This is a genomic window from Nocardioides zeae, assembly GCF_030818655.1.
In the GTDB taxonomy this organism is placed as follows: domain Bacteria; phylum Actinomycetota; class Actinomycetes; order Propionibacteriales; family Nocardioidaceae; genus Nocardioides; species Nocardioides zeae_A.
In genome coordinates this window covers 4,053,387-4,078,339 of record NZ_JAUTAN010000001.1, presented here as the reverse complement: position 1 = coordinate 4,078,339, position 24,953 = coordinate 4,053,387, and the positions used below count along the sequence as shown (strand labels likewise).

General features: G+C 74.0%; 22 protein-coding genes and 1 pseudogene. 9 read left to right on the top strand and 14 right to left on the bottom strand.

The genetic code is table 11. The features are described 5' to 3' along the window. Nucleotides 1-57: 57 nt before the first annotated feature. Together QE405_RS19295 and QE405_RS19290 are read right to left on the bottom strand one after the other, a co-directional pair. Nucleotides 58-1,401 (bottom strand): FAD-dependent oxidoreductase, encoded by a 1,344-nt coding sequence (locus QE405_RS19295; protein WP_307204298.1) that lies wholly within the window; start codon nucleotides 1,399-1,401, stop codon nucleotides 58-60. Nucleotides 1,402-1,539: 138 nt separating this feature from the next. Next, entirely contained in the window at nucleotides 1,540-3,027 is a 1,488-nt protein-coding gene (locus tag QE405_RS19290) for an aldehyde dehydrogenase family protein (RefSeq protein ID WP_307204296.1), read from the bottom strand. 178 nt (nucleotides 3,028-3,205) lie between these two features. On the opposite strand from QE405_RS19290, the gene QE405_RS19285 reads away from it, so the two are divergent. The 3 genes from QE405_RS19285 (at nucleotide 3,206) to QE405_RS19275 (ending at nucleotide 6,227) form a co-directional block, all read left to right on the top strand. Continuing rightward, nucleotides 3,206-4,321: an NDMA-dependent alcohol dehydrogenase gene (locus QE405_RS19285; protein WP_307204294.1), complete on the top strand. Its 1,116-nt coding sequence runs from the start codon at nucleotides 3,206-3,208 to the stop codon at nucleotides 4,319-4,321. Further along, a complete protein-coding gene (locus QE405_RS19280) occupies nucleotides 4,318-5,256 on the top strand; it encodes an AAA family ATPase (RefSeq protein ID WP_307204292.1) in 939 nt (312 codons plus the stop codon). Before QE405_RS19285 ends, QE405_RS19280 begins: the two co-directional genes overlap by 4 nt. Nucleotides 5,257-5,354: 98 nt before the next feature. Next, on the top strand, nucleotides 5,355-6,227 hold the full coding sequence (locus tag QE405_RS19275) for a VWA domain-containing protein (protein WP_307204290.1): 873 nt from the start codon (nucleotides 5,355-5,357) through the stop codon (nucleotides 6,225-6,227). On the opposite strand, the gene QE405_RS19270 is transcribed toward QE405_RS19275, so the two are convergent. Both QE405_RS19270 and QE405_RS19265 read right to left on the bottom strand, forming a co-directional pair. Then, nucleotides 6,224-7,063, bottom strand: a complete 840-nt coding sequence (locus QE405_RS19270; protein ID WP_307204288.1) for a nucleotidyltransferase domain-containing protein — start codon at nucleotides 7,061-7,063, stop codon at nucleotides 6,224-6,226. The two genes, QE405_RS19275 and QE405_RS19270, sit on opposite strands and share 4 nt — an antisense overlap. A 13-nt stretch (nucleotides 7,064-7,076) precedes the next feature. Then, the gene (locus tag QE405_RS19265) at nucleotides 7,077-7,712 is read right to left on the bottom strand and encodes an MBL fold metallo-hydrolase (RefSeq protein ID WP_307204287.1); all 636 of its coding nucleotides are present in this window, start codon (nucleotides 7,710-7,712) and stop codon (nucleotides 7,077-7,079) included. A gap of 56 nt (nucleotides 7,713-7,768) precedes the next feature. Here QE405_RS19265 and QE405_RS19260 point away from each other — a divergent pair, with 56 nt between their 5' ends. Together QE405_RS19260 and QE405_RS19255 are read left to right on the top strand one after the other, a co-directional pair. Next, nucleotides 7,769-9,034: an APC family permease gene (locus tag QE405_RS19260; protein ID WP_307204285.1), complete on the top strand. Its 1,266-nt coding sequence runs from the start codon at nucleotides 7,769-7,771 to the stop codon at nucleotides 9,032-9,034. Between the two features lie 13 nt (nucleotides 9,035-9,047). Continuing rightward, nucleotides 9,048-9,875 carry a DUF4262 domain-containing protein gene (locus tag QE405_RS19255; protein WP_307204282.1) on the top strand — a complete coding sequence of 276 codons (828 nt, stop codon included), beginning with the start codon at nucleotides 9,048-9,050 and terminating at the stop codon, nucleotides 9,873-9,875. 64 nt (nucleotides 9,876-9,939) lie between these two features. On the opposite strand, the gene QE405_RS19250 is transcribed toward QE405_RS19255, so the two are convergent. The 6 genes from QE405_RS19250 to QE405_RS19225 form a co-directional block, all read right to left on the bottom strand. Continuing rightward, complete coding sequence (locus QE405_RS19250; protein ID WP_307204280.1) at nucleotides 9,940-11,415, bottom strand: HNH endonuclease signature motif containing protein; 1,476 nt, start codon at nucleotides 11,413-11,415, stop codon at nucleotides 9,940-9,942. 238 nt (nucleotides 11,416-11,653) lie between these two features. Beyond that, nucleotides 11,654-12,577, bottom strand: coding sequence for a 2-hydroxyacid dehydrogenase (locus tag QE405_RS19245; protein ID WP_307204278.1), 924 nt, complete (start codon nucleotides 12,575-12,577; stop codon nucleotides 11,654-11,656). Between the two features lie 24 nt (nucleotides 12,578-12,601). After that, a complete protein-coding gene (locus QE405_RS19240; RefSeq protein ID WP_307204276.1) occupies nucleotides 12,602-14,383 on the bottom strand; it encodes an alpha/beta hydrolase in 1,782 nt (593 codons plus the stop codon). Further along, nucleotides 14,380-14,679, bottom strand: a complete 300-nt coding sequence (locus QE405_RS19235) for a hypothetical protein (RefSeq protein WP_307204274.1) — start codon at nucleotides 14,677-14,679, stop codon at nucleotides 14,380-14,382. Before QE405_RS19235 ends, QE405_RS19240 begins: the two co-directional genes overlap by 4 nt. Then, entirely contained in the window at nucleotides 14,676-15,227 is a 552-nt protein-coding gene (locus QE405_RS19230; protein WP_307204272.1) for a hypothetical protein, read from the bottom strand. Before QE405_RS19230 ends, QE405_RS19235 begins: the two co-directional genes overlap by 4 nt. Nucleotides 15,228-15,310: 83 nt before the next feature. Further along, a complete protein-coding gene (locus QE405_RS19225; RefSeq protein ID WP_307204270.1) occupies nucleotides 15,311-16,360 on the bottom strand; it encodes an NAD(P)-dependent alcohol dehydrogenase in 1,050 nt (349 codons plus the stop codon). Between the two features lie 354 nt (nucleotides 16,361-16,714). Here QE405_RS19225 and QE405_RS19220 point away from each other — a divergent pair, with 354 nt between their 5' ends. Together QE405_RS19220 and QE405_RS19215 are read left to right on the top strand one after the other, a co-directional pair. After that, nucleotides 16,715-18,181 (top strand): HNH endonuclease signature motif containing protein, encoded by a 1,467-nt coding sequence (locus QE405_RS19220; protein ID WP_307204268.1) that lies wholly within the window; start codon nucleotides 16,715-16,717, stop codon nucleotides 18,179-18,181. A gap of 100 nt (nucleotides 18,182-18,281) precedes the next feature. Further along, entirely contained in the window at nucleotides 18,282-18,809 is a 528-nt protein-coding gene (locus QE405_RS19215) for an ASCH domain-containing protein (protein ID WP_307204267.1), read from the top strand. A 14-nt stretch (nucleotides 18,810-18,823) separates the two neighbouring features. Here QE405_RS19215 and menD read toward each other — a convergent pair whose 3' ends face one another. From menD to QE405_RS19200, 3 genes are read right to left on the bottom strand one after another with little or no spacing between them, the layout of a single operon-like run. Then, complete coding sequence (menD, locus tag QE405_RS19210; RefSeq protein WP_307204264.1) at nucleotides 18,824-20,485, bottom strand: 2-succinyl-5-enolpyruvyl-6-hydroxy-3-cyclohexene-1-carboxylic-acid synthase; 1,662 nt, start codon at nucleotides 20,483-20,485, stop codon at nucleotides 18,824-18,826. Next, nucleotides 20,482-21,462, bottom strand: a complete 981-nt coding sequence (locus QE405_RS19205) for an o-succinylbenzoate synthase (protein WP_307204263.1) — start codon at nucleotides 21,460-21,462, stop codon at nucleotides 20,482-20,484. Before QE405_RS19205 ends, menD begins: the two co-directional genes overlap by 4 nt. Next, nucleotides 21,459-22,514 carry an AMP-binding protein gene (locus QE405_RS19200; RefSeq protein ID WP_307204260.1) on the bottom strand — a complete coding sequence of 352 codons (1,056 nt, stop codon included), beginning with the start codon at nucleotides 22,512-22,514 and terminating at the stop codon, nucleotides 21,459-21,461. The genes QE405_RS19205 and QE405_RS19200 overlap by 4 nt, the downstream gene beginning before the upstream one ends. 43 nt (nucleotides 22,515-22,557) lie before the next feature. On the opposite strand from QE405_RS19200, the pseudogene QE405_RS19195 reads away from it, so the two are divergent. After that, nucleotides 22,558-23,473, top strand: a pseudogene (locus tag QE405_RS19195) (1,4-dihydroxy-2-naphthoate polyprenyltransferase). 45 nt (nucleotides 23,474-23,518) lie between these two features. Continuing rightward, the gene (locus QE405_RS19190; RefSeq protein WP_307204258.1) at nucleotides 23,519-23,656 is read left to right on the top strand and encodes a hypothetical protein; all 138 of its coding nucleotides are present in this window, start codon (nucleotides 23,519-23,521) and stop codon (nucleotides 23,654-23,656) included. A 170-nt stretch (nucleotides 23,657-23,826) separates the two neighbouring features. Here the strand turns inward: QE405_RS19190 and QE405_RS19185 are convergent, their stop codons facing one another. After that, the gene (locus QE405_RS19185; RefSeq protein ID WP_307204256.1) at nucleotides 23,827-24,948 is read right to left on the bottom strand and encodes a PLP-dependent cysteine synthase family protein; all 1,122 of its coding nucleotides are present in this window, start codon (nucleotides 24,946-24,948) and stop codon (nucleotides 23,827-23,829) included. Nucleotides 24,949-24,953 lie beyond the last annotated feature (5 nt).

Below are 24,953 nucleotides of genomic sequence, written 5' to 3'. Positions count from 1 at the left end.
GCCCCAGCGCCGCGTTTTCCGTGGCGCTGGGGCCACGAGTGGCTCCGGTGGGGCAGGTCAGGCGCGTGAGTGGCGCAGCATGTCCTCGCGGGGCACGACCTTGATGCGCTCGCGCCCGTCGGCCTCGCCGAGGGAGACCTCGTGGGCGTCGAGGCGGATCCAGTCGTCCCACGTCGTGAAGTCGATGCCGCGCTCGGTGAGGTGGCGCTCGACGGCCTCCGGGGCGGCCTGCTCCGGGGCGGGGGTGGTCTCGAGGTCGGCGATCAGGTTGCTGATCGTCTCCGCGGCGTCGGACTTGGTGTGGCCGATGAGGCCGACCGGACCGCGCTTGACCCACCCGGTGCAGTAGGTGCCCGCCACGTGCTCTCCGTCGAGGTCGAGCACGCGACCGCCCGCGTTGGGGATGACGTGGTCGGTCTCGTCGAACGGGACCTCCGGGAGGGCCGAGCTGCGGTAGCCGACCGCCCGGTAGACCGCCTGCACGGGGGTGTCGACGAACTCGCCGGTGCCGACCGCGTTGCCCGTGCCGTCGAGCTCGGTGCGCTCGGTGCGGATCGCCACGACCTTGCCGTCCTCGCCGAGCACCTCGACGGGGTTGTGGCACATGTGGATGTGGATGCGGTGGGGGGCGCCGGTGGGCTCGGACTCGGCGTACTTGAGCAGGGTGTCGACGACGAGCCGCACGCTCTTGGTCTTCTGGATCGCGGCCTGGCCGGCGTCGTCGATCTGGAAGTCCTCCTCGTCGACGACGACGTCGATGCTCGGGGAGTGCGACAGCTCGCGCAGCTCCATCGGCGAGAACTTGATCTGCGCCGGACCGCGGCGCGCGAAGACGTGGACCTCGGTCGCCTTGTTGGCCTTGAGGCCCTGGTAGACGTTGTCCGCGATCTCGGTCGTGAGCTGCTCGTCGGCCGGCTTGGCCAGCATGCGCGCGACGTCGAGCGCCACGTTGCCGGCCCCGATCACGGCGACCGACTCGGCCGTGAGCGGCCAGTCGCGCGGGTAGTCGGGGTGGCCGTCGAACCACGAGACGAAGTCGGCCGCGCCGTAGCTGCCCTCGAGGTCGATGCCCGGGATGTCGAGGTCGCGGTCGAAGATCGCGCCGGTCGCGAAGATCACCGCGTCGTAGAACTGGCGCAGGTCCTCCAGCTTCACGTCGGTGCCGAAGTCCACGTTGCCGAAGAACCGGATCTCGTCCTTCGAGAGCACGCGGCGCAGGGCCTTGATGATCTCCTTGATCCGCGGGTGGTCGGGTGCCACGCCGTAACGGACCAGACCGTAGGGTGCGGGCAGGCGATCGAAGACGTCGACGGACGCTGCCTCGTACTCCTTCGTCAGGATGTCCGCGGCGTAGATGCCAGCGGGACCGGCACCGACGACGGCAACACGGATGGGACGCACAGTTCTTCCTCCAGACGGACCACGGGGTTAGGCCAGGCTAACTACCGACTGACCATTGTCCCAGCCGAGACAACGCGATGCGGGTCACGTCCACGGGGCGGACCCCCGTGGACGTGACCCGTCGGCTGCTCCGCGTCGTCAGAGCGCGATGTTGACCGCCTTCACCTGCGTGTAGAGGTCGAGCGCCTCGGCGCCGAGCTCGCGGCCCCAGCCCGACTGCTTGTAGCCGCCGAACGGCAGGCCCGCGTCGAAGGCGTGGAACGTGTTGACCCACACCTGGCCCGCCTTGAGCCGGCCGGCGACCCGGTGCGCCCGGCTGAGGTCCTTCGTCCAGAGACCGGCGGCGAGGCCGTAGATGGTGTCGTTGGCCGCGGCCACGACCTCGTCCTCGTCGCTGAACCGGATCGCGACCGCGACGGGCCCGAAGATCTCCTCGCGCACGATCGACATGTCGGGGGTGGCGTCGACGAACACCGTCGCCTGCACGTAGTAGCCCGAGTCCCCGACGCGCTCGCCACCCACGAGCACCCGCGCACCGTCCGCCTTGCCCGCGGCCAGGTAGCCCGCGACACGGTCGAGCTGCTCCTGGGACACGAGCGGCGTGATGACCGACTCGGGGTCGCTGCCGGGGCCGACCTTCAGCTGCTCGACCGCCTCGGCGAGGGCGGCCGTGAACTCGTCGTACACGTCCTCGTGGACGAAGACGCGCGTGCCGGACTCGCAGGCCTGGCCCGAGTTGAAGGTGAAGCCCATGATCGTGCCGGCGACCGCCGCGGGGATGTCGGCGTCGGCGAAGACGATGTTGGGCGACTTGCCGCCGAGCTCGAGCGAGACCTTCTTGAGGTTGCCCTGGGCCGCCTCGACGATCTTCTTGCCGACCTCCGTCGAGCCCGTGAAGGCCACCTTGTCGACGTCGTCGTGCGCGGAGATCGCGGCGCCCGTCTCGCCCGCGCCCGTGACGATGTTGACGACGCCCGCCGGCACCCCCGCCTCGAGGAGCAGCTGACCGAGGTAGAGGGCCGTCAGGGGCGTCTGCTCGGCGGGCTTGAGCACGACCGTGTTGCCGGTCGCCAGGGCGGGGCCGAGCTTCCACGCGGCCATGAGGAGGGGGAAGTTCCACGGGATGATCTGGCCGCAGACGCCGACGGGCTCGCGGCGCGTGTAGGCGTGGAAGTCCTGGCCGGGGTCGGCGAGCAGCATCGAGGGCGCGTTGGTGGTGCCCGTGAGCTTGGTCGGCCAGCCCGCGTAGTAGCGGAAGCACTCGGCCGCGAACCGCACGTCCGCGACCTGCGCGATGCCGGCCGACTTGCCGTTGTCGAGGGACTCGAGCTCGGCGAGGTCGGCGGCGTGCTCCTCGATGAGGTCGGCGATCTTCCAGATGATCCGCTCGCGGGCGTTCGGGCGCATCCGCACCCAGGCGCCGTCGTCGAACGCGCGGCGCGCGGCGGCCACGGCGCGGTCGACGTCCTCGACGTCGCCGAGCGGCACCGCGGCGAGCACCTCGCCCGTGGCCGGGTCGTGGGTGTCGAAGGTCCGGCCGGAGGCGGCGGGCACCCACGCGCCGTCGACGAGCATGCGGACCGGGCTGTTGAGGAACTCCTTGACGCGCGGCGAGCTGATGGTCATGACCGAACTCCTTCGTGGGGATGACGAGACGCAGGTCACGCTAGGAAGGCTCGCGCTCCCCGGCTGTCCAGTCTCTGGACACCTGCGGGGCGGCATTCGCTGGCTGTCCAGTTCCTGGACATCTCGCCCCGAGCTCCGCTGCGACTGTGGTCTGCGTCACTACGAGCAGAGGAGCACCATGAAGACCAAGGCAGCGGTCGTCATCGAAGCCGGCAAGCCGATCGAGATCGAGGAGCTGGAGCTCGACAAGCCCCGCGAGGGCGAGGTGCTCATCCGCTACCTCTACGGCGGGCTGTGCCACTCGGACGTGCACATCGCCCACGGCGACCTCGAGGCACGCCTGCCCATGGTGCTCGGCCACGAGGGCGCGGGGATCATCGAGGAGGTCGGCCCCGGCGTCACCCGCGTGAAGCCCGGCGACCACGTCGTGTGCTCGTTCATCCCCAACTGCGGCACCTGTCGCTACTGCGCCAACGGCCAGCAGTCCATCTGCGACATGGGCGCGACGATCCTCGAGGGCTACCTCCCGGGCGACCGGTTCCCGATCACCGGCGCCCGGGGCCAGTACGGCGCGATGTGCATGCTCGGCACCTTCAGCCAGTACGGGGTGATCCACCAGAACTCGTGCGTGAAGGTCGACGACGACCTGCCGCTCGACAAGGCGGTGCTCGTCGGCTGCGGCGTGCCGACCGGGTGGGGCGCCGCGGTCAACACGGCCGACGTCAAGGCCGGCCAGACGGTCGTCGTCGCGGGCATCGGCGGCATCGGCATCAACGCCGTGCAGGGGGCCGCGCTGGCGGGCGCCAAGAACGTCATCGCCATCGACCCGCTCCCCAACAAGCGCGAGAAGGCGATGGAGCTCGGCGCGACGCACGCGTTCGCGAGCGCCGACGAGGCGATGGAGACCATCACCAACCTCACCCGGGGGCAGATGGCGGACGCCGCGATCCTCACGCCCGGCCTCATGACGTCCGAGATCGTCGAGGGCGGCTTCAACGCCGTCGGCAAGGGCGGCAAGGTCGTGCTCACCGGCCTCAACAAGCTGGAGGAGGCCACCATCCAGCTCTCCGGCTCGGTGCTGACCCTCTTCCGCAAGCAGGTGCTCGGCAGCCTGTTCGGCGACTGCAACCCCACGGTGGACATCCCGCGGATCCTGGGGCTCTACCAGTCGGGCGACCTCAAGCTCGACGAGCTGATCACCCAGACGTACTCGCTGGAGCAGGTCAACGAGGGCTACGACGACCTGCTCAACGGCAAGAACGTGCGCGGCGTGCTCGTGCACGACCACTCGTGAGCCTGCCGCTCGCCGGCTCCGCTGCCCCGACGGTCGCCGCGCAGGTCGCGGCGGCCGTCGTCGGCCGCGAGCGGGAGACCGAGCTGCTGGAGGCCGCGCTCGCCGCCGGCGCCGACGTCGTGCTCGAGGGCCCGCCCGGCACGGGCAAGAGCACGCTCCTGCGCGCCGTCGCGGCGTCCCGCAGCACCACCTTCGTGCTCGTCGAGGGCAACGCCGAGCTCACCCCGGCACGCGTCGTGGGCCAGTTCGACCCCGCCCAGGTGCTCGAGAAGGGCTACGACGCCGCGATCTTCGTCGACGGACCGTTGCTCGTCGCGATGCGCACGGGCGGATTGTTCTACGTCGAGGAGCTCAACCGCGTGCCCGAGGAGACCCTCAACACGCTCCTCGCCGTCATGTCGGAGCGGGAGATCGTCGTGCCCCGGCTCGGGACGGTCACCGCGGCGCCCGGCTTCGCCGTCGTCGCGGCGATGAACCCGTACGACGCGGTGGGCACAGCCCGCGTCTCCGGAGCCGTCTACGACCGCACGTGCCGGATCGCCATGGACTACCAGTCCGCCGAGGCCGAGGCGCAGATCGTCCGCACCCGCGCGACGGCACCCACCCTCCCCCCGGCCTGGGCGGACCAGGTGGTGGAGCTCGTGCGGCGCACCCGCGCCCACCCGGACCTCCGCGTGGGCTCGTCGGTGCGCGGCGCCATCGACCTCGCCGGCCTGGCGCACCACCTCGCGGCGGCCCGTGGCCGCGCCACCGACGACTGGCAGGTCGGGCTCGACGCCGCGCTGGTCGCGCTCAGCGGCCGGGTGCGCGTCGACGACGGAGCCGGACGCACCGCGGAGGAGATCATCGAGGAGCTCTACCGCGACGTCGTCGGCGACCCGCCCGCGTCCGACACCGACCCCGGGGCGGAGGGCGGGGCGCCGGGGGAACGCTGAGCCCGCCCCCCACCGGGGCGGGCACCCCCAGCCCGGCCGCGTCCGCCGGCGCAGCTCCGCCTGACGGCCCACCCCGCCGGTCGGGGCGGCAGCCGACCGTGCCGCGGAGCCAGCTCGAGCAGCACCCCCGCTTCACCGAGCTCTCCCCGGAGGTCGGCGAGATCGACCTGGAGGCCCTCGAGCAGGCTGCTGCGGAAGACCCCGACGACACGCTGCCCCTGCTGATGCTGATGGCCCGCGCGACCGACGTGTCCCTCCGTCGTCGGGTGCGCTCGCTGGCGCCGCGGCTCGTGCTCGAGCGCGCCCGCACCGGGATGCGCGGAGGTGCCGGCGTCGCCCGGCTGCGAGCCGTTCCCGCCGACCGGGCCGGCGACCTCGACGTCGAGGCCTCGCTCGACGCCGTGCTCGAGGCCCGCGCCGTACGGCGGGTGCCGGACCTCGCCGACCTGCGGGGCCTGGCGTGGGAGCGCCCTCGCGCGGCGGTGTGCCTGCTGCTCGACCGGTCGGGCTCGATGGAGGGCCGGCAGCTGGCCACGGCAGCGCTCGCCGCGGCCGCCTGTGCCCTGCATGCCACCCACGTGGGCAGCGAGATCGCGGTCGTCGCCTTCGACAGCCGCGCCGAGGTGCTCCAGCCAATGGGGGCCACCCCGGTGCCCGACCGCGTCGTGGACCGCGTCATCGGGCTGCGGGGTCACGGCGCCACCTCGCTCGACGCGGCGCTGCGGGCCGCGGCGGCGCAGCACCTCCGCTCAGCGGCGCCCCGCCGGGTCACGCTGCTGCTCTCGGACTGCCGCGTCACCGACGACGTCGACCCGACGGCCGCGGCGAGGGACATCGAGGACCTCCGGATCGTCGCGCCCGCGGAGGACGACGACCAGGCCCGGTCCTTCGCGCGCACGGCCGGGGGTCGGGTCGCCACCCTCGCCACCCTGCGCGACCTGCCGCGGACGTTGGAGGCGCTGCTCGACTAGGCCTCCGCAGGCGCCCACCGCTCGACCATCGCGACGAAGCGGGCGGCGGCCTCGCGCCGTACGTCGTCGCGCGGGACGGCCGGCAGCACCGGGTCGGGGGTGCGGGAGACGATCCCGGCGACGTACGCCGCGAGCGGGGCCGGCACCGGCGCCGCGCCGACCTCCCGGGTGACCGCCTTGCGGGCGACGACGTCCGCGAGGACCTCCCGGACGGCCTGCGGCGGGTCCGTCTCCGCCACCAGCTCGTCGAGCTGCATCGGAGGCACCCCGTCGTGCAGCTCGAGCCACCGCAGCGCGAGCACCGAGCGCGTCGCGTAGAGCACCTTCTTCAGCCGTACCGGCTGGCCCGCTTCGGTCCGCGCCGGGTCCCACTCGTTGCGACCGACGTGGAGGTAGTGCCGGGCGGTCGCCGCCCGGTCGCCGGTCACCCGGAGCAGGTCGGTGAGCTCGGCGGCGAAGGCGGGGTCGCCGCCGTACACGATCGGGCTGCGGAGCCACTCGCCGACGACGGCGTTGCCGCGGACCGCCAGCTGGACGGCTTTCACGAGGTCCCACCCGTTGACGTCGAGCACGGGGTCGAGCGGCGTCTCGATGACGTCGCGGGGACGCCAGGGCGAGAGGTACTCCTCACGGGGGCGCACGAAGACGAACCGGCAGTCGTAGTCGCTGTCGGGCGAGGCGAAGCCCCACGCCCGGCTGCCGCTCTCGATCGCCCACGGCACCACGACGCCGTGGTCGGCCGCGACGCCGGCGAGGCGGGCGTCGATGGCGGCCACGACGGCCGGGGCCATGCCCGCGGGACCGTCGAGGGGGATCGACCGGAGCCAGGTGCTCACCGCCCCGGCCGCCTCAGTCGAGCTCGGCGCCGTCGGCGAGGCGCACCCACTCCTGGTCGTCGCCGAGGAGGCGGCGGAAGTGCTGGTCGGCCATGCCGAGGCCGGCGTCGGAGTAGACCCGGTCGTGGATCGCCAGGGTGCGCGGCGCCCCGACCCCGCGGGCGAAGTCGATCGCCTCGCCGATCTTGAGCCACGGCCCGGAGACCGGGGCGAGCAGCAGGTCGACGGCCTCGTCGGGACCGGTCAGCGCGTCGCCGGGGTGGAAGACGCGCTGGTCACCGACCTGGAGCAGGTAGCCCGAGTTGTCGATGCGGTCGTAGTCGGGGTGGATCACGGCGTGCTTCTCCCCGACGGCGCGCACCGGGACGCCGACGTCGAAGGTCTCGCCGGGGCGGACGACCGTGACGCGCTCGGACACGTCGGGTGCGACCTCGGCGATGGCCCGCGCGACCGCGCCGATGGTGAAGACGGGCGCGTCGGTCGCGCGCAGGTGCTCGACGGCGACGTGGTCGGCGTGCTCGTGGGTGACGAGCACGGCCGTCGCCCCCTCGACGGCCTCGGGCTGGGTGAACATGCCGGGGTCGAGGACGAGCACGTGGTCGTCGTGGGCGATCCGCACGCAGGCGTGGCCGAACTTCGTGAGGCGCATGGCCCCACGGTAGTCCGCGGCACCGTCCGTTCACCTGGCCTCTCCACAGTGCCCCGGTGACCACCCTCATGCAGCGTCGGCTCGGGCTCGGCGACGCCACCGTCGTCGGAGTCGCGGCCATGGTCGGCGCAGGCGCCTTCACGGTGCTCGCCCCGGCCGCTGCCGCCGCCGGCTCGGGCGGCGGGCTGCTCGTCGCGCTCGCCGTCGTCGCCGTCGTCGCCTGGTGCAACGCGTCGTCGTCGGCGCGGCTCGCGGCCGTCCACCCCGCGGCCGGCGGCACCTACGTCTACGGGCGGCGCGAGCTCGGCGCCTGGTGGGGGTACGCCGCCGGCTGGTGCTTCGTCGTCGGCAAGACCGCGAGCTGCGCGGCGATGGCGACGGCGTTCGCCGTCTACGCCGTGCCGGTGGACGCCCCCGAGCCGGTACGCCGCGGGGTCGCCGCCGTCGTGGTCCTCGGGCTCACGCTGGTCACGGTCCGGGGCGTCACCCGCACCGCCCGGGCCGCGCGGGTGATCCTCGCGGTCGCCCTGCTGGGTCTCCTCGTGGCCGTCGGGGTCGGGCTCGTCGCCGGCGGCGGGGGGCTGTCGTCGCAGCTGGCGACCGGGGACGCCGACGCGCTCGGTGTCGCCCAGGCCGCGGGCCTGCTGTTCTTCGCGTTCGCCGGCTACGCCCGCGTCGCGACGCTCGGCGAGGAGGTGCGGGACCCCGCGCGGACGATCCCTCGGGCCATCGGGATCGCGTTCGTCGTGGTGCTCGGCCTCTACGTGCTGCTGGCGGTGGCGCTGCTGCACGGCCTCGGCGCCGAGCGCCTCGCCGGATCGACCGCACCGCTGCGTGAGCTCGTCGACCTCCGCGGACCGGCCTGGGCCGTGCCGCTCGTCGTCGTCGGCGCCGGCGCCGCTGCGCTCGGCGCCCTGCTGGCGCTCCTCGGCGGCATCGGCCGCACCACGCTCGCCATGGCCCGGGACGGCGAGCTGCCCCGGCCGCTGGCGACGCTGCACGCGACGTACGACGTCCCCCACCGCGCGCAGCTGCTCGTCGGGGCCGTGGTCACCGTGCTCGTGCTCAGCGTGGACCTGCGCACCGCGGTCGGGTTCAGCTCGTTCGGCGTGCTGCTCTACTACCTCGTCGCCAACGTGGCGGCGGTGGCGCTCGCGCGGCGTACCGGGGGCCGCGGCGGAGTCGTCGGCGTGCTCGGGGCCGTGGGGTGCGTGGTGCTGGCCGTGCTGCTGCCGGTCGCGTCGGTCGTGGCGGGCGCGGCGGTGGTGGCGGTGGGTTTGGCGGTGCGCGCCGTACGGCTGCGGGTCGCCGGTCCCGCGTGACACGCTCCGTGCCGTGAACGACTTCATCGACGACATCCGGGCCCAGGTGCGGTCGCACGGCGTCTTCCTCATCCACGTGCACGAGGACGAGGAGGGACCGGGCTGGACCTACACCGTCGGCCTGCACGAGCTCGGGCATCCCGAGATCGTGCTGTTCGGACCGGACCAGGAGTCGGCGAAGTTCATGCTCAACGACCTCGCGTTCCGGGTGGTCGACGGGGTCGAGCGGTTCGACGAGCCGGTGGTGGTCGAGGGGTTCTTCGGAGGCCCCTACGAGGTCGCGTTGGTTCCCTTCCCCGCCGACCGGGTCGACGACGACCTCGGCATGGCGGTGGGCGTGGCCGGCGGGGACGTGGCGGCGGTGCAGCTCGTCGTGACCGGGCGCGACCACCGGTGGCCGTGGGAGTACGAGACGTTCGGCGACCAGGGGTCGTCGGCGGTGGTCGCCGGGCCGGTCCCCGACGTGGGGGCCCTCCCCCGGCGTCCGTGGGTCGAGCACGTCCACGAGGTCCTGCCCGGGGTCGCCTACGGGACGAAGGCCTACCTGTGCCGGCGGGTGCAGACCGGCGAAGCGCCCGTCCTCGACGTCGTCCACGACCACGACGGCAGCTGGCAGCTGCTCTGCGGCGGGCTGCACGCGGGCGAGGCGGCAGGCGACGACGGGATCGCGCTGGGGTTCCTGGGCCGGATGGCGGAGCACGATCCCGCGCTGCTCGAGGTGCTCGACCTGCCCGCGGGTGTCGAGGCATTCCGGGCGGAGGAGGGCGGGGTCTGGACGCGCGCGGAGATGCCGCGGCCCGGGCTGTGGAGGCGGTTGCGGGAGCGGTTCGGGCGGCGCTGACCCCGGACCTTCGAGCATGCTGCGCCGCCCGGCCACGGGGTGGGGACGGGCGGCGGTGCGGCGGCTAGGTCGTGTCGGGTGGCCAGGGGTGGGTGCCGTCGGGGTCGACGAGGTAGGTCTGACCGTGGGGGCTGGTCCAGATGAGGGCGTTCGGTGGTTCGCCGTTATCTGGATGGGTGGGGCGGTAGGTCCAGCGTCTGCCGGTGCGGAGCTCGCGGTGGGTCTTCATGCGGTGGTGGCGTCGGCAGAGCGGGTACAGGTTCTTGGTCGAGGTCTGGCCGGGTGGGCCGTTGTCGTCGTAGGCGCGGCAGTGGTCGAGGTCGGCGGTTCTCGATGAGCGGGTGCAGTAGGGGAAGACGCAGCGGGGCCAGCGGGCTTTGACGTGGTCGGCGATGCGGTCCGGTGGGGTGTAGCCGTTGACGGCGTCGTCGAGGTTGAGGTCGATGACGGGCTTGATCGTGACGGTGGTGTCGGGGCTGGCGCACCAGGTCTGGACCTGCTCCGCGGTCACGGCCCCGCGGGGTGCGCCCGGGGTGTCGAGGCGGGCGAGGTCGATGCCGGTCGTGCCGGTGCAGGCGTCGATCCCCGGGCCGAATCCGTTGAGGGTGCCGGTGATCGCGGCTTGGTCGAGATGGACGAACAGCACGACCTCGCGCCGGGCCCGCTGGACCGGATGGGTCTCGTCGCCATCAGGCCCGCTGGCAGCGTCGTACTGGAGCGTCGTGACACCGTCGCAGCGTCGCGCGATCTCACCGAGGGCGATGGAGCGGCGGACGTCGAGGTCCTGATCGCAGCCCAGGTCGACCAGCTGCCGGGCCACGTGCGCGACCGTGCGTTCCAGATCGAGGGCGTCGGCCAGCTCGAGGGTCCCGTGGACGTCCACGGTCCCGCGCAGTGTCCCGGTCAACGGATCTGCGTAGCCCACGTCGCCCAGCTCGATCGTCAGGTGCCGGCCCCCGTCAGCCTCGGCCCGCTCGGCCTCGGTGGTCTCGGGGTCGAACCGCGCCGCGGCCTCGGCCACGAGCCGGTCGACCTCGGGACCGGTGGCCTTGCCCGCGACGTACGCCACGTGCCGGTCCACGAAACCCGCCGCCTCGAACGTCAGCGTCCGTGTCGCCTGAGCGACCCGCCGTCCCCGCCAGACATCGACCTCGCCCGCGGCGATCCGGGCCTGGACACGGGGCAGGCGGTAGCGCAGCTCGATCGCGTCCCCCACCAACCGTCGCGCGGCGTCGAACGAGCACCCTCGGGCGGCCGCCACCTCGCCGATGCAGAACTCCGCCACCACCGGCGCACCCGGCCCACCCAGCTCGAGGAACTGATCCCCGGCCAGAGCCTCGACGTAGGACTCCTCGTGCCACTCACCTAATGCCGTGATCGGATCCCCCACGACCTCCTCAGAGGTGTGCGCCGCAGCCCAGTCACCCACCGCGACGAAGGCAGCCGCCTCCGCGACACGAGCCGCAGTCGTGCGCTCGCGGACCGCGTCGATCAACGCAGTCGCCGCCGTCGCCGCCGTGTGTTGGGTCCCCCGATCCATGGCCCCACTCTAGTCGAACACGCGTTCGGTCACCACCTCTTGGTGGTGACCTGTGGATGACCGATCCGAGGCCGGCGTCGAATTGTCACGTACGCAGCAACGAGTCCCCGCCCGCACCACGGCGTACATGACAACTCGACGCCCCGCACCGCGCCGTCCGACCCAACTCGACGCGCCTGCCGCGCCGTCCAACCCAACTCGACGCGCCTGCCGCGCCGTCCAACCCAACTCGACGCGCCTAGCGCTCCACCGCGTGCACCGGGGGCTCGCCGGCGACGTACCGGCGGAGGTTCTCCTCGATGATCCGGAACAGCCGGGGCCGCATGGCCGTCGTGCCGCCGGCGACGTGCGGCGTGATGATCACGCCGGGCGCGTTCCACAGCGGGTGGTCGGCGGGCAGGGGCTCGGGGTCGACGACGTCGAGCGCCGCGCGAAGACGCCCCGACCTCACCTCGGCCAGCAGCGCGTCGGTGTCGACGACCTTGCCGCGGCCGACGTTCACGAGGAGCGCGCCGTCCGGCAGCGCTGCGAGGAACGCGGCGTCCACGAGGCCCTCCGTGGCCGGCGTCAGCGGCGTCACGATGATGACCGCGTCCGCCCCCGGCAGCAGGGACGGCAGCTCGTCGACGCCGTGGACCGCGCCGTACGGACCGGTGCGGGCGGTCGTCGCCACCGGCACGACGTCGCACTCGAACCCGTCGAGGCGGCGGTGGATGGCCTGGCCGATCGAGCCGTAGCCGATGATCAGCACCCGGCGGTCAGCGACGGAGGGGCCGCCGTTGAACTGGTCCCACTCGCGGCGCTGCTGCTGGGCGAACCAGCGCGGGAAGTCGCGCTGGGCCGCCAGCAGCAGGCCGAGGGCGAGCTCCGCCGTACCGGGGTCGTGGACCCCCGCGGCGCGGCACAGGGCGACGTCGGCGGGGACGTGCGGGAGCAGGTGGTCGACGCCCGCACTGGGCGCCTGCACGACCTTCAGCGCGGGCATGCGGCCGACGAGGGCGGGGTCAACGGGGCCGAAGTACGGCGGCACATAGAACTCGACCTGCTCGATGCCGTCGGGTTCGTGCTCACCGTCGTAGCGCGCGTAGGTCAGCCCGTCGGGCAACGGCCCGACGACCTCCTCCACCTCGGAGCGGTCGTAGTCCATCCACACCTGAGCCATGCGCCCACCCTAGGCAGCCGCCGTTCACTCGTCCTCCTGCGTGTCGGACCGCCCCGACTCGTCGCTCGTCGGGTCACGGTCCCACTCGGGATCGACCGGGGTGGTCCACCACGGGTCGTAGGAGTGCTCGGCCTCGTTGACCGCGTCCCCGTCGCCGGCCACCACGCGACCGATGTTGTAGAGCGACTCGCTGTCGTTGGCGAAGTAGAGCCCGTGCTGCGCGACGCCGCGGTGCCAGCTGCGACTGGGGTCCTCCGCCTCGAAGCGGATCGCGCCGAAGTCGTCGGTGGAGGGATCGAAGCCGAGCTGGGCCGCGGGGCTGTGGATCGCACCCTCCCCACCGAGGACGCCGACGACGTCGCGGCTGTTGCGCCCGACGTAGACGTCGCCCTCGATGCCGAGCGACTCGGCCGTCGGGTTCTGGAGGCCGGCGCCCGGGCTGCCCAGCAGCACGACGTCGTCGGCGTCGAGGTCGTGCTCGGAGGCCGCGAGGGCGGTGGTGGTCGAGCCGTAGGAGTGCCCGATCGCCGTCAGGTGGGCGGGGCCGAGGTCGGGGTCGCGGCTCGCCCGGAGGCCCGCGATGTCGTCGGCGAAGGCCTCGGCTCCCTCCTCCGCGCGTCCCTGGCTCAGCGTCGCCGGCGAGTAGAAGGCGTCGGGCGCGTCGTACCCCAACCAGAACATCGACGCCACCGTGCCGTCGACGCCGTTGTAGACCGTCGACTGGTAGGTGTTGATCGCCTCCTGCATGAGGGTGGGCGCATCCTCCTGGTCGGTCGTGATGCCCGGCACGCGGGCGGCGATGTGGTCGGCGGTGTCGAGGTCGCCGACGCCGATCGCCACGGCGCCGTCGCCGCCGTGGGCGGTCGGGTCGTAGAGCCACAGCTGGCCCCCCGGCGCCTCGTCGGTCGTGGGGTCGACGTAGGAGTCCGCGTTCTGCAGCGCCGTGCGCGTCGCCTCAGCGTTCGCGAGGTGCCGGCGCTCGTCCTCGTTGAGCGCGCCGATGGCGTCCTGGGCCTCGAGATCGGCGAGGTCGGCGTCGAGCGACACCCGGTTGGCCTGGTCCCGCCCGTCCGCCGGGATGCCGTCGGCGGAGCCGATGACGTCGGGGTACGCCGCGATGACCGCCTCCTGCTGCGCGGCGTCGAGGTCGTTCCACCAGTCGCGGACCTGCTCGGGCGTCGCCCCGCTCCCCGGGGCGCCCGGCAGGTCCATCGCGCCGGCCGCGATCGGGTCGACGATGGCCGGCGCCGTCACCTCCTCGACCTCGTCGAGCCGCGTGAACGCGTCCCGCATGAGGGTCTCGTTGGCGGTCACGCGCTGCTGCCAGTCCGCGTAGTCGGTCTGGAAGGTCGCGATGGCGCCGTTGAGCTCGGTCGCCCGGTCCTGCAGGGTGCGCACGACGAGCGGTTCGGTCTCGTCGGCGGCCGCCGTGATGTCGTTCAGCAGCGTCTGGCGCGTCGCGACGAGGTGCTGGTGGGTGCTCACCAGGCCGTCGCGCTCCCACTTCAGGTCGGCGAGCGTGTCGGCGTAGGCGAAGCAGGTGCGCGCCACGGCCTGCAGGTTCTCCGTGAGGGTGCGGTGCTGGTTCGCGATCTGGGTCGCCTTCTCGTCGTAGGCGACGCGCGACTCCCCGAACCACGCCACCACGGGCGCCGTCAGCGCGCGCTCCGCGACGACCTCGAAACCCTGGACGGCGATGGAGGAGAGGTCACGGCCGAACGCGTCGGCCTGGCCCGGGTCCCCCGTCAGCTCGTCGAGGTCGGACGTCGCCGCCGGGACCGGCTGGTCGACCCGGATCGTGGTCACAGCGCCTCCCCGATCGAGCCATCGAGACCGTCGAAGGCCTGGGCGACCTCGGAGTCGGTGCGGTCGACGTCGACGGCCATCGTCGTCAGCGCCTCGGCGACGCCTGCGCAGATCTCGACGCTCTCGTCGGCGTACCCCCGCCAGGCCTCGACGAACGTCGTGGCCGCCGGCCGCACCGACTCACCGAACGCCGTGACCGCGAGGTCGCCGAGCCGGGTGCGCACCCCCTGCATGGTGGTGTCCAGCTCGCCCCACCAGGCGGCGGGGGTGTAGATGTCGTCCCACTCGGCGGTCACTCCCCGCGCACCCCCTCGCGGGCGTCGGGGGTCGCGGCCAGGCTCGCGGCGGTCTCCGGGCCCACCTCGTGGTCGCCGACCGTGAGCCGCAGGAAGAGCCGGTCACGGGCGGGCACGTGGACGAGGTCGGCGGCGTAGCGCACGCCCGCGGTCTCGGCACTCGCCTGGACGCGGGCCAGACCCGTCGGCGGCGTGAGCACGTGCCACGCGAGGGCGCCGGGCACACGGAGGGAGTCGGCGGCGGCGACGAGCACCGCCAGCGCGGCGGTCGTGTCGACGGGGGTGGCGACGAGCAGCACCTCGAGGGCGACCGCGCCGCGCGACCCGCCCGGGGTCCAGCGCACCGTCGTCGTGGACGGCTCCGGGGCGCCGAACCCGTCCCAGAGCTCGCGCACCCAAGCCGCGGTACGCCGCGCGACCTCGTCCGCCGGCGCCGGGAGCGGCACGGGCTCGGCACGAGGCGCCGGCGGCGGCAGCACGACGATGTCGACGTCGGGCAGGCGCTCGCGCAGCGGTCGGAAGAACGGTGGAAGCTGCGGCTCGCTCACCCGGACCCGGGTGCCCCGACCGCGCGCGGGGCAAACCCGCGCGCGGCCGCGGCCTGGCTCCCGGTCGTGCTAGTGGAGCGTGCTCACTTGTCGAACGAGGCGATGTCGATGACGAAGCGGTAGCGCACGTCGGAGGCGATGACGCGCTCCCAGGCCTCGTTGACGTCGTCCACGGTGATCTTCTCGATCTCGGCGCCCAGGCCGTGCTCGGCGCAGAAGTCGAGCATCTCCTGGGTCTCGCGGATGCCACCGATCTTCGAGCCGGCGAGGGTGCGGCGCATGCCGGCGAGCGAGAACGGGCGGAAGTTCTCCGGCTCCTCGGGCAGGCCCACGTTCACCATCGCGCCGTCGAGCCGCAGCATCGACAGGTAGCGGTCGAGGGGCAGGTTCGCCGACACCGTGTTGACGATGAGGTCGAAGTGGCCCCGGAGCTTCTTGAAGGTGTCCTTGTCCGACGTCGCGTAGAAGTGGTCGGCGCCGAGACGGCGGCCGTCCTCCTCCTTGCTGAGCGTCTGGCTGAGCACCGTGACCTCGGCACCGAGGGCGGACGCGATCTTCACGCCCATGTGGCCGAGGCCGCCCATGCCGACGATGGCGACGCGCTTGCCCGGGCCGGCCCCCCAGTGGTGCAAGGGCGAGTAGAGCGTGATGCCCGCGCACAGCAGCGGGGCGGCGACGTCGAGCTCGACGCCCTCGGGGATCCGGAGCACGTAGTTCTCGTCGACGACGATCGAGCGCGAGTAGCCGCCCTGGGTCTGCTCGCCGTCGTAGGTCTGCGCGTTGTAGGTGCCGACCTCCCCGCGGAGGCAGTACTGCTCCTCCCCCGCCTTGCAGTTCTCGCACTCGCGGCACGAGTCGACGAAGCAGCCGACCCCGACCCGGTCGCCGACGGCGTGGGTTGTCACGGAGTCACCGACGGCCGCGACGACACCGGCGATCTCGTGGCCGGGGGTGAGGGGGAACGACGCCGGACCCCACTCCTCGCGGGCGGTGTGGATGTCGGAGTGGCAGATGCCGGCGTAGTGGATGTCGATGACGACGTCGTGCGGGCCGGGGTCGCGGCGCTGGATGGTGGAGCGCTCGAACGGCTGGCCAGCGCCAGGGGTGACCAGGGCGTCGACGGTCTGCGGCAAGGTTTCTCTCCTGAGGTGCACGTCGCGGGGGCGCTCCCCACGACCCCTCCAGTGAACAACCCGGCTCCACACCGAGCACTGACGGGGCGCGTCGAGTTGGGTTGGACGGCGCGGCGGGCGCGTCGAGGTGGGTTATACGGCGCGGCGTGGGCGTCGAGGTGGGTTGAACGCCGCGGCGGGGACGTCGAGTTGGGTCGGACGGCGCGGCGGGTGCGTCGAGTTGTCATGTACGCCGTGGTGCGGGGCGGGGAGTCGTCGCTGCGTACGTGACAACTCGGCGCCAGCGGGGGTCGGTCATCCACAGGTCACCACCAAGAGGTGGTGATCGAATGCGTGTTCGACTAGAGTGGGGTCATGGATCGGGGGACCCACACCACAGCGACCGCGTTGATCGACGCGGTCCGCGAGCGCGCGACGGCGGCTCGCGTGGCGGAGGCGGCTGCGTTCGTGGCGGTGGGTGACTGGGCTTCTGCGCACACCTCTGAGGAGGTCGTGGGTGATCCGATCACGGTGCTGGGTGAGTGGCACTACGAACGAGACGCCGAGGCCCTGGCGGGGGATCAGTTCCTCGAGCTCGGCGGCCCCGGGGCGCCGGTGGTGGCGGAGTTCTGCATCGGCGAGGTCGCCGCCGCCCGTGGCTGTTCGTTCGACGCCGCACGGCGGTTGGTCGGGGATGCGGTCGAGCTGCGCTACCGGCTCCCGCGTGTCCACGCCCGGATCGCTGCCGGTGAGGTCGACGTCTGGCGAGGACGACGGATCGCCCAGACCACGCGCACGCTGACGTTCGAGGCGGCGAGCTTCGTCGACAGGCACATCGCGTACGTCGCGCACAAGGCCACCGGCCCCGAGGTCGATCGGCTCGTGGCCGAGGCTGCGGCGCGGTTCGACCCCGAGACCACCGAGGCCGAGCGGGCCGAGGCCGACGGCGGACGGCACCTGAGCATCGAGCTCGGCGACGTGGACTACGCCGACCCGCTCACGGGCACGCTGCGCGGCACCGTGGACGTCCACGGCACCCTCGACCTTGCCGACGCGCTCGACCTCGAGCGGACGGTCGCGCACGTGGCCCGGCACCTCGTCGACCTGGGGTGCGATCAGGACCTCGACGTACGACGCTCCATCGCCCTCGGTGAGATCGCGCGACGCTGCGACGGCGTCACGACCCTCGACTACGCCACGGCCGACGAGTCCGCCGAGAGCGATCAACGCCCGGTCCAGCGGGCGCGGCGCGAGGTCGTGCTGTTCGTCCATCTCGACCAAGCCGCGATCACCGGCACCCTCAACGGATTCGGCCCGGGGATCGACGCCTGCACCGGCACCACCGGGATCGACCTGGCCCGCCTCGACACCCCCGGCGCACCGCGTGGAGCGGTGACGGTCGAGCAGGTCCAGACCTGGTGCGCCAGCCCCGACACGACCGTCACGATCAGGCCGATCATCGACCTCAACCTCGACGACGCCGTGAACGGCTACAGCCCACCGGACCGCATCGCCGACCACGTCAGAGCCCGCTGGCCCCGCTGCGTCTTCCCCTACTGCACCCGCAGCTCCCGCACCGCTGACCTCGACCACTGCCGCGCCTACGACGACAACGGCCCACGAGGCCAGACCTCGACGACCAACCTCTTCCCGCTCTGCCGACGCCACCACCGCATGAAGACCCACCGCGAGCTCCGCACCGGCAGACGCTGGACCTACCGCCCCACCCACCCAGACAACGGCGAACCACCGAACGCCCTCATCTGGACCAGCCCCCACGGTCAGACCTACCTCGTCGACCGCGACGGCACCCGACCCTGGACACCACCCGACGAGACCTGAGGACCAGCACCACCCGCCGCCCGCCCACACCCCGTGGCCGGGCGGCGCAGCATGCCTCCCTCCACCTCGTCGCGGACGAGACGCCTGCGAGCATCACCCCGTGACCGCGCCCGACGCCCCCCGCACCCCGGCCAGCGCCCCCGACCGGGAGGCGGCGGCGGAGATGTGGGCGGCGTACGCGGCGGCGTACCCGGAGGCCGTCAGTGCCTGTCCCGACCACACGGTCGAGCACTTCGGCGACTCCGCGCGCCTCGCCGACGAGCTGCTCGGGCTCGTGCTGTCGGGCCGGAAGCGCGCCACCGCGGAGCTCGTCGCCGACTTCCTCGCCCGCGGAGAGGGGCTCCCCCGCATCGGCTCGCACTGGATCGCCTGCGACGGCGGCGGCTTCCCCCGGGCGGTGCTGCGCACCACCGAGCTGCGGGTGGGTCCGTTCACGAGCGCCGACGCTGCGTTCGCCGCCGAGGAGGGCGAGGACGACCTCAGCCTGGCGAGCTGGCAGCGCGAGCACCGTCGCTACTGGACGCGGGTCAGTACCGCCCGCGGCGCCACGTGGTCCGAGGACCAGGACATCGTCTTCGAGCGGTTCACCGTCGTCTGGCCGCCCCACGAGGCGACGCAGCCCGGCTGAGGACGACGAGCGTCTCAGGCACCCAACCCACGCAGCGCGGTGTCGAGCGCGCGGCGGTTGTCGCGGCGTACCCGCACCTCGACGACCTCCACCCCACCCGCCGGCGACGCGAGGGCGTGCTCGAGCTCGGCGACGGACTCGACGCGCCAGTGGGGGGTGCGCGTCGCGGCGCACAGGCTCGCCAGGTCGACGCCGTGGGGCGTGCCGAAGAGGGTGTCGAAGGCGTCGGCGTGGGCCGGGTCGCCCTGCTCCAGCATCGCGAAGATCGAGCCGCCGTCGTCGTTGACGACGACGATCGTGAGGTCGGGCTGCTCCTCGCGGGGCCCGAGCACGAGCCCGCCGTGGTCGTGGAGGAACGTCACGTCGCCCACCAGCGCCAGCGCACGCGTCGAGTGCGGGCGCCCCAGCGCGGCGCCGATGGCCGTCGACACGGTGCCGTCGATGCCCGCGAGCCCGCGGTTGGCGAGCACGAGCCGTCGCTGTCCGGCGGGGGGCACGACGCCCATGAGGTCGAGGTCGCGGATCGGGCTCGAGGCGCCGACGACGAGCAGTCCCCCGGCGGGCAGGGCGCGGGCGACGGTGCCGGCGACCTCGTACGGCGTCGGCTCGCCCTCCGCCGCCACGAGCGCGTCGACGCGTCGCGCCGCGGCCCGGTCGGCCTCCTGCCAGGCGGCCAACCAGGCCGCGTCGGCGGGAGAGGGCAAGTCCGGCGCCGCCACCGCGTCGTGCTCCGCCGCGACGGGGAACGGGCGCCGGGCCCAGCGGCCGGCGTGCCGCACGGAGACGACCTCGACGTCCGCGCGCTCGACGAGCCGCGTGATCGGACGCGACAGGGTGGGGTGGCCCACCACGACGACCCGCTCCACCTGGGCGCCGAGGTCGGTGTCGAGCAGCAGGCGGTAGCAGCGCAGCGCGTTCGGCCCCGTGCGCGCCCCCGAGCTCGGCTCCGCCAGCAGCGGCCAGCCGGCGGCCTCGGCGAGCATCCGGGCCGGGGGGCCGGCGTCGTCGCCGGCGACGACGACGGTGCGGGGTCCGGCGGGCAGCACGTGGGCGGCACCCTCGGCCAGCCGGGCCCGGTAGACGTCCGCCGCCCGGGAGCCGGCGATCCGCGGACCGTCGGGCGGGCTCGCGGACGGGATGTCCGCGGCGGGCCAGGGATCGACCGGCACGAGCGCGCCGGAGAGCTGCACGTTGAGCTGCAGCGGCCCCGGGCTGCCGGCCCCGGGAGCGAGCAGGGCGTCCAGCGCCGGCAGCTCCACCTCCTCCGCGACGTCCACGAAGGCGGCCGCGTCGCCGAACATCCGCACCTGGTCGGTGGTCTGCGATGCGCCGGTACCCCGCAGCGAGGCGGGGCGGTCGGCGCTGACGACGACGAGGGGCACGGCGCTGTGGGCGGCCTCCAGCACCGCGGGGTGCAGGTTGGCGACGGCGGTGCCCGAGGTGCAGACCACCGCGGCCCGCGCCCCGACCCGGGTCAGCCCGAGGGCCAGGAAGCCGGCGGTGCGCTCGTCGATCCGGGTGTGCAGCCGCAGCCGCCCGGCGCGCGCGGCGTCCCACACCGCGAAGGCCAGCGGCGCGTTGCGCGAACCGGGCGCGAGCACGACCTCGGTGATGCCGGCCCGCAGGAGGGCGGCGACGACGCCGCGGGCGAGGCGTACGGCGGTGGGCTCCGTCATGCGCGCGCCTCCGGTCCCCGGGCAGCGCGGGTCGTCTCCAGCCGCTCCGTCCACCAGGCCACCCGGTCGGCGGGCGCCGCGTGCCGCGCCAGCAGCGCGGGATCCGGCACGACCGGCCGCACCGGCAGCAGGCCGTCGACGGGCACCAGCGGGTCGACGACCACGTCCGCCTCGAACAGCTGCACCGTGGCGAGGCCGCAGGCGTGCGGCAGCTCCGGCAGCGCCGCGGCGAGGGCGACGCCGGCCGCGATGCCGACCGACGACTCCAGCGCGGACGACACCACGACGGGCAGGCCGATGTCCTCGGCGATCCGCAGGCAGGCGGCGACCCCGCCGAGGGGCTGCACCTTGAGCACGGCGATGTCGGCGGCCTCGAGGTCCCGCACGCGGTAGGGGTCGGCGGCCCGCCGGATCGACTCGTCGGCGGCGATCGGCACGTCGACGCGGCGCCGTACCGCGGCCAGCTCCTCGACCGTCGCGCACGGCTGCTCGACGTACTCCAGCCCCCCGGCCGCCCGGTCCAGCAGCGGGATGGCGCGCACCGCCTCGTCGACCGACCAGCCGCCGTTGACGTCGATGCGCACGAGCCCGCCGGGGCCCTCCGCGTCGAGCGCGGCGCGCACGGCCTCGACCCGCGCGAGGTCGTCGGCGAGCACCTGGCCGCGCTCCGCCACCTTCACCTTCGCGGTGCGGCACCCGCCGGCGGCGACGATGCGGTGCGCGGTCTCCGGGTCGCAGGCGGGCACGGTGACGTTGACGGGCACCGCGTCGCGCACGGGGGTCGGCCAGTCACCGGCCGCCGCCTCGAGCGCGCAGGCGAGCCAGGGCGCGGAGACCGCGGCGTCGTACTCCGTGAACGGCGACCACTCCCCCCACCCGGCGCCGGTCCCGGTCTCCGTCTCCACGAGCGCCAGCTCGCGCACCGTCAGGCCGCGGAACCGCGTGTGCAGCGGCAGCGCCACGACGTGCAGCCTCATCGCGCGGCCCCCTCACGCAGGCGCACCCGGTCGGTCTTGCCGTTGGGCAGCAGGGGGATCGCGTCGAGCACGAGCACGCGGCGCGGCGCCCAGGTGCGGGGGTGCTCGGCGACGACCCAGGCCCGCAGTGCCGCCGGGTCCGGCGAGGCGCCCGCCCGCGGCACCACGAAGGCGACGACCGCCTGCCCCCACTCCTCGTCGGGCACGCCGAGCACCTCCGCCTCGGCCACGTCGGGGTGGGCGCGCAGGCGGCGGGCGACCGCGGGGGTGGGCACGTTGACGCCCCCGGAGACCACCATGTCGTCGAGCCGGCCGAGCAGCGTGAGCCGCCCGTCGGCGTCGAGCCGCGCCGCGTCCGACGTGCGGAACCACCCGTCGCGCAGCACGTCGGCGGTCAGCTCGGGGTCACCGTCGTAGCCGTCGAACAGCGTCGGGCCGGCCACCTCCAGCCGCCCGGTCGCGGCGTCGGTCCGCAGGCGTACGCCGGGGAGCGGCCACCCGTCGTACACGCAGCCGCCGGCCGTCTCCGCCGAGCCGTACGTCGCGACGACGCGCACCCCGGCACCCTCGGCCCGCTCGCGGAGGGCCGGGTCGATCGGTCCGCCGCCGAGGAGCACCGTGTGGAAGCCGCGGAGCGCGGCCGTCGCGGCGGGGTCGTCGAGCAGGCGCAGCAGCTGGGTCGGCACGAGGGAGACGAGGTGCGGCACCCCCGGCGTCATCGCCGCGGCGGCAGCCGCGAGGTCGGCGTGGTCGTCGAGCAGCACGGGGCGGTGGCCGGCGGTCAGGGAGCGGGCGACGACCTGCACGCCGGCGACGTACGTCGCGGGCAGCGCCAGCAGCCACTGGCCGCTCGCGCCGAGCACCTCCGCCGTCGCGGCGCCCGAGGCGAGCACCGCCCGGCGGGAGAGCCGCACGCGCTTGGGGCGGCCCGTCGAGCCGGAGGTCTCGACGACCAGCGGGTCGGGCTCGGGGTCGGCGGCGAGCCAGGCGGCCACGGCCCCGACGACCTCCGCGGCGCTGCCGTGCACCGGACGGAGGGCGGAGGAGGGCACCGGTGCAGGTTACCGACCGGACCCGGTGGGAGGATCAGCGACCATGTCCACCGCCGTCCCCCCGCCGACCCGCGCCACCGCGGCCCACTGGGTCGCCGGAGCCCGTCCCCGCACCCTGCCCGCGGCCATCGCACCGGTGCTCGCCGGCACCGGGGTCGCGGCGTACGGGGACGCGCTGCACGTCGGCAAGGCGCTGCTCGCCGCGGTCGTCGCGCTCGCGCTGCAGGTGGGGGTGAACTACGCGAACGACTACTCCGACGGCATCCGCGGCACCGACGACGACCCGCGTCGGACCGCTGCGCCTGGTCGGCTCCGGCCTCGCGTCGCCCACCGCGGTGAAGACCGCGGCCTTCGCCGCGTTCGGCGTGGCCGGCGTCGCGGGCCTCGTGCTCGCCGCCACGACCGCCTGGTGGCTCGTCGCCGCCGGCGTGGTCTGCGTGGTGGCGGCCTGGTTCTACACGGGCGGGTCGCACCCCTACGGCTACCTCGGCCTCGGCGAGGTCATGGTGTTCGTCTTCTTCGGCCTCGTCGCGACCGTCGGCACGACGTTCGTGCAGGTCGGTGCGTTCACGAGCGAGACCCTGCCGCCGAGCCTCTACGCCGGCGCGGGCATCGGCGCGCTCGCCTGCGCCATCCTCGTCGCCAACAACCTGCGCGACGTGCCCACCGACACCGTGGCGGGCAAGCGCACCCTGGCCGTGCGGCTCGGGGAGCAGCGCACCCGCTGGTTCTACGTGCTGCTCGTCGCCGGCGCCGGCGCGGACTTCGTCGCCATCGCGGTGCTCACCACGCCGTGGGTGCTGCTGTCGCTCGTCTTCGTGCCCCCGGCGGCCGGCGCGGCCGGCATCGTCATGCGCGGCGCCCGCGGGCCGGCGCTCATCCCGGTGCTCGCGCGCACCGGCGTCGCCGAGCTGCTCGCCGGTGTCGGGCTGTTCGCGGGCTTCCTCGTCGGTTCCTGACCCGCCCCTGGTTTCGGAGCCCGCCGCCGAGGCACCCTGGGCGCCATGTGGTTCGCGATCTTCTGCCTGCTCCTCGTCGGCGGCGTGCTCGCCTACGTCTTCCGCGTCCAGCTCCTCGCGAAGGTGCTCGGCCAGTCGGAGACCCGCATCCGCGGGCACCTCGAGCAGCGCAAGCGGCGCTGAGGGGCGCTGGGGGCGCTGGCGGGTCCGGCCGGTCCGGCCGGGGCCGCGCTGTAACGCGGTGTCCGGGCCACCATGGAAGGGTTCTGGCGTCTTGTGCGGTGTAGGTGCGTCCATGACGGCGGTCTACCGCTTGCACAGTAGCCCGGACACCGCGTTACACGACGAGGAGCTCAGCCCCCCGGCGGCTGCCAGGTCCCCGTCGCGACGAACGCCTCGAGCGCGGCGGTGTACGGCGCGATGTCGAGGCCCTGCGCGGCCACCCAGTCGTCGTCGTAGTACGTCGCGGCGTAGCGCTCCCCGCCGTCGCAGAGCAGCGTGACGACCGAGCCGGCCCGGCCCTCGGCGCGCATCTGCGCGAGCACCGTGACCGCGCCCCACAGCGCCGTGCCCGTCGACCCGCCTGCGGCGCGTCCCGTGACGCGGGTGCACCAGCGCGCCGCGGCCACGGACGCCGCGTCGGGCACCGTCAGCATCGCGTCGACCACGCCCGGCACGAACGACGGCTCGACCCGCGGCCGGCCGATGCCCTCGATCCGGGAGCGCGTCGCGACGGTGTGGGAGGCGTCGCCCGCGGCGTACCCGCCCGCGAAGGCGGACCCCTCGGGATCGGTGACGAGCACCTGGGTGTCGTGGCGCCGGTAGCGCACGTAGCGCCCGATGGTGGCCGACGTGCCGCCCGTGCCGGCACCGACGACCACCCACGCGGGCACCGGGTGCCGCTCCAGCTCGAGCTGGGAGAAGATCGAGTCCGCGATGTTGTTGTTGCCGCGCCAGTCGGTCGCCCGCTCGGCGTAGGTGAACTGGTCCATGTAGTGCCCGCCCGCGGCCGTCGCGGCGTCGAGGTCGGTGGCGAGGCGGCGGGCCTCGTCGTACACGGCGCCCGGCTCGTCCACGAAGTGGCAGCGCCCGCCGTGGAACTCGATGAGCGCGACCTTCTCCGGCGACGTGGAGCGGGGCATCACGGCGACGAAGGGCAGGCCGAGGAGGCGCGCGAAGTAGGCCTCCGAGACGGCCGTCGAGCCCGAGGACGCCTCGATGACGGTCGTGCCCTCACGCACCCAGCCGTTCACGAGCGCGTAGAGGAACAGCGAGCGCGCCAGGCGGTGCTTCAGCGAGCCCGTGGGGTGGACCGACTCGTCCTTGAGGTAGAGGTCGACGTCCCAGGCGACGGGCAGCGGGAACTGGTGGAGGTGGGTGTCGGCCGAGCGGTTGGCATCGGCCTCGACGCGACGGACCGCCTCGGCCAGCCAGCGCCGGTGGTGCGGGTCGTGGTGGCTGACCAGCCCGGGCACGAGCC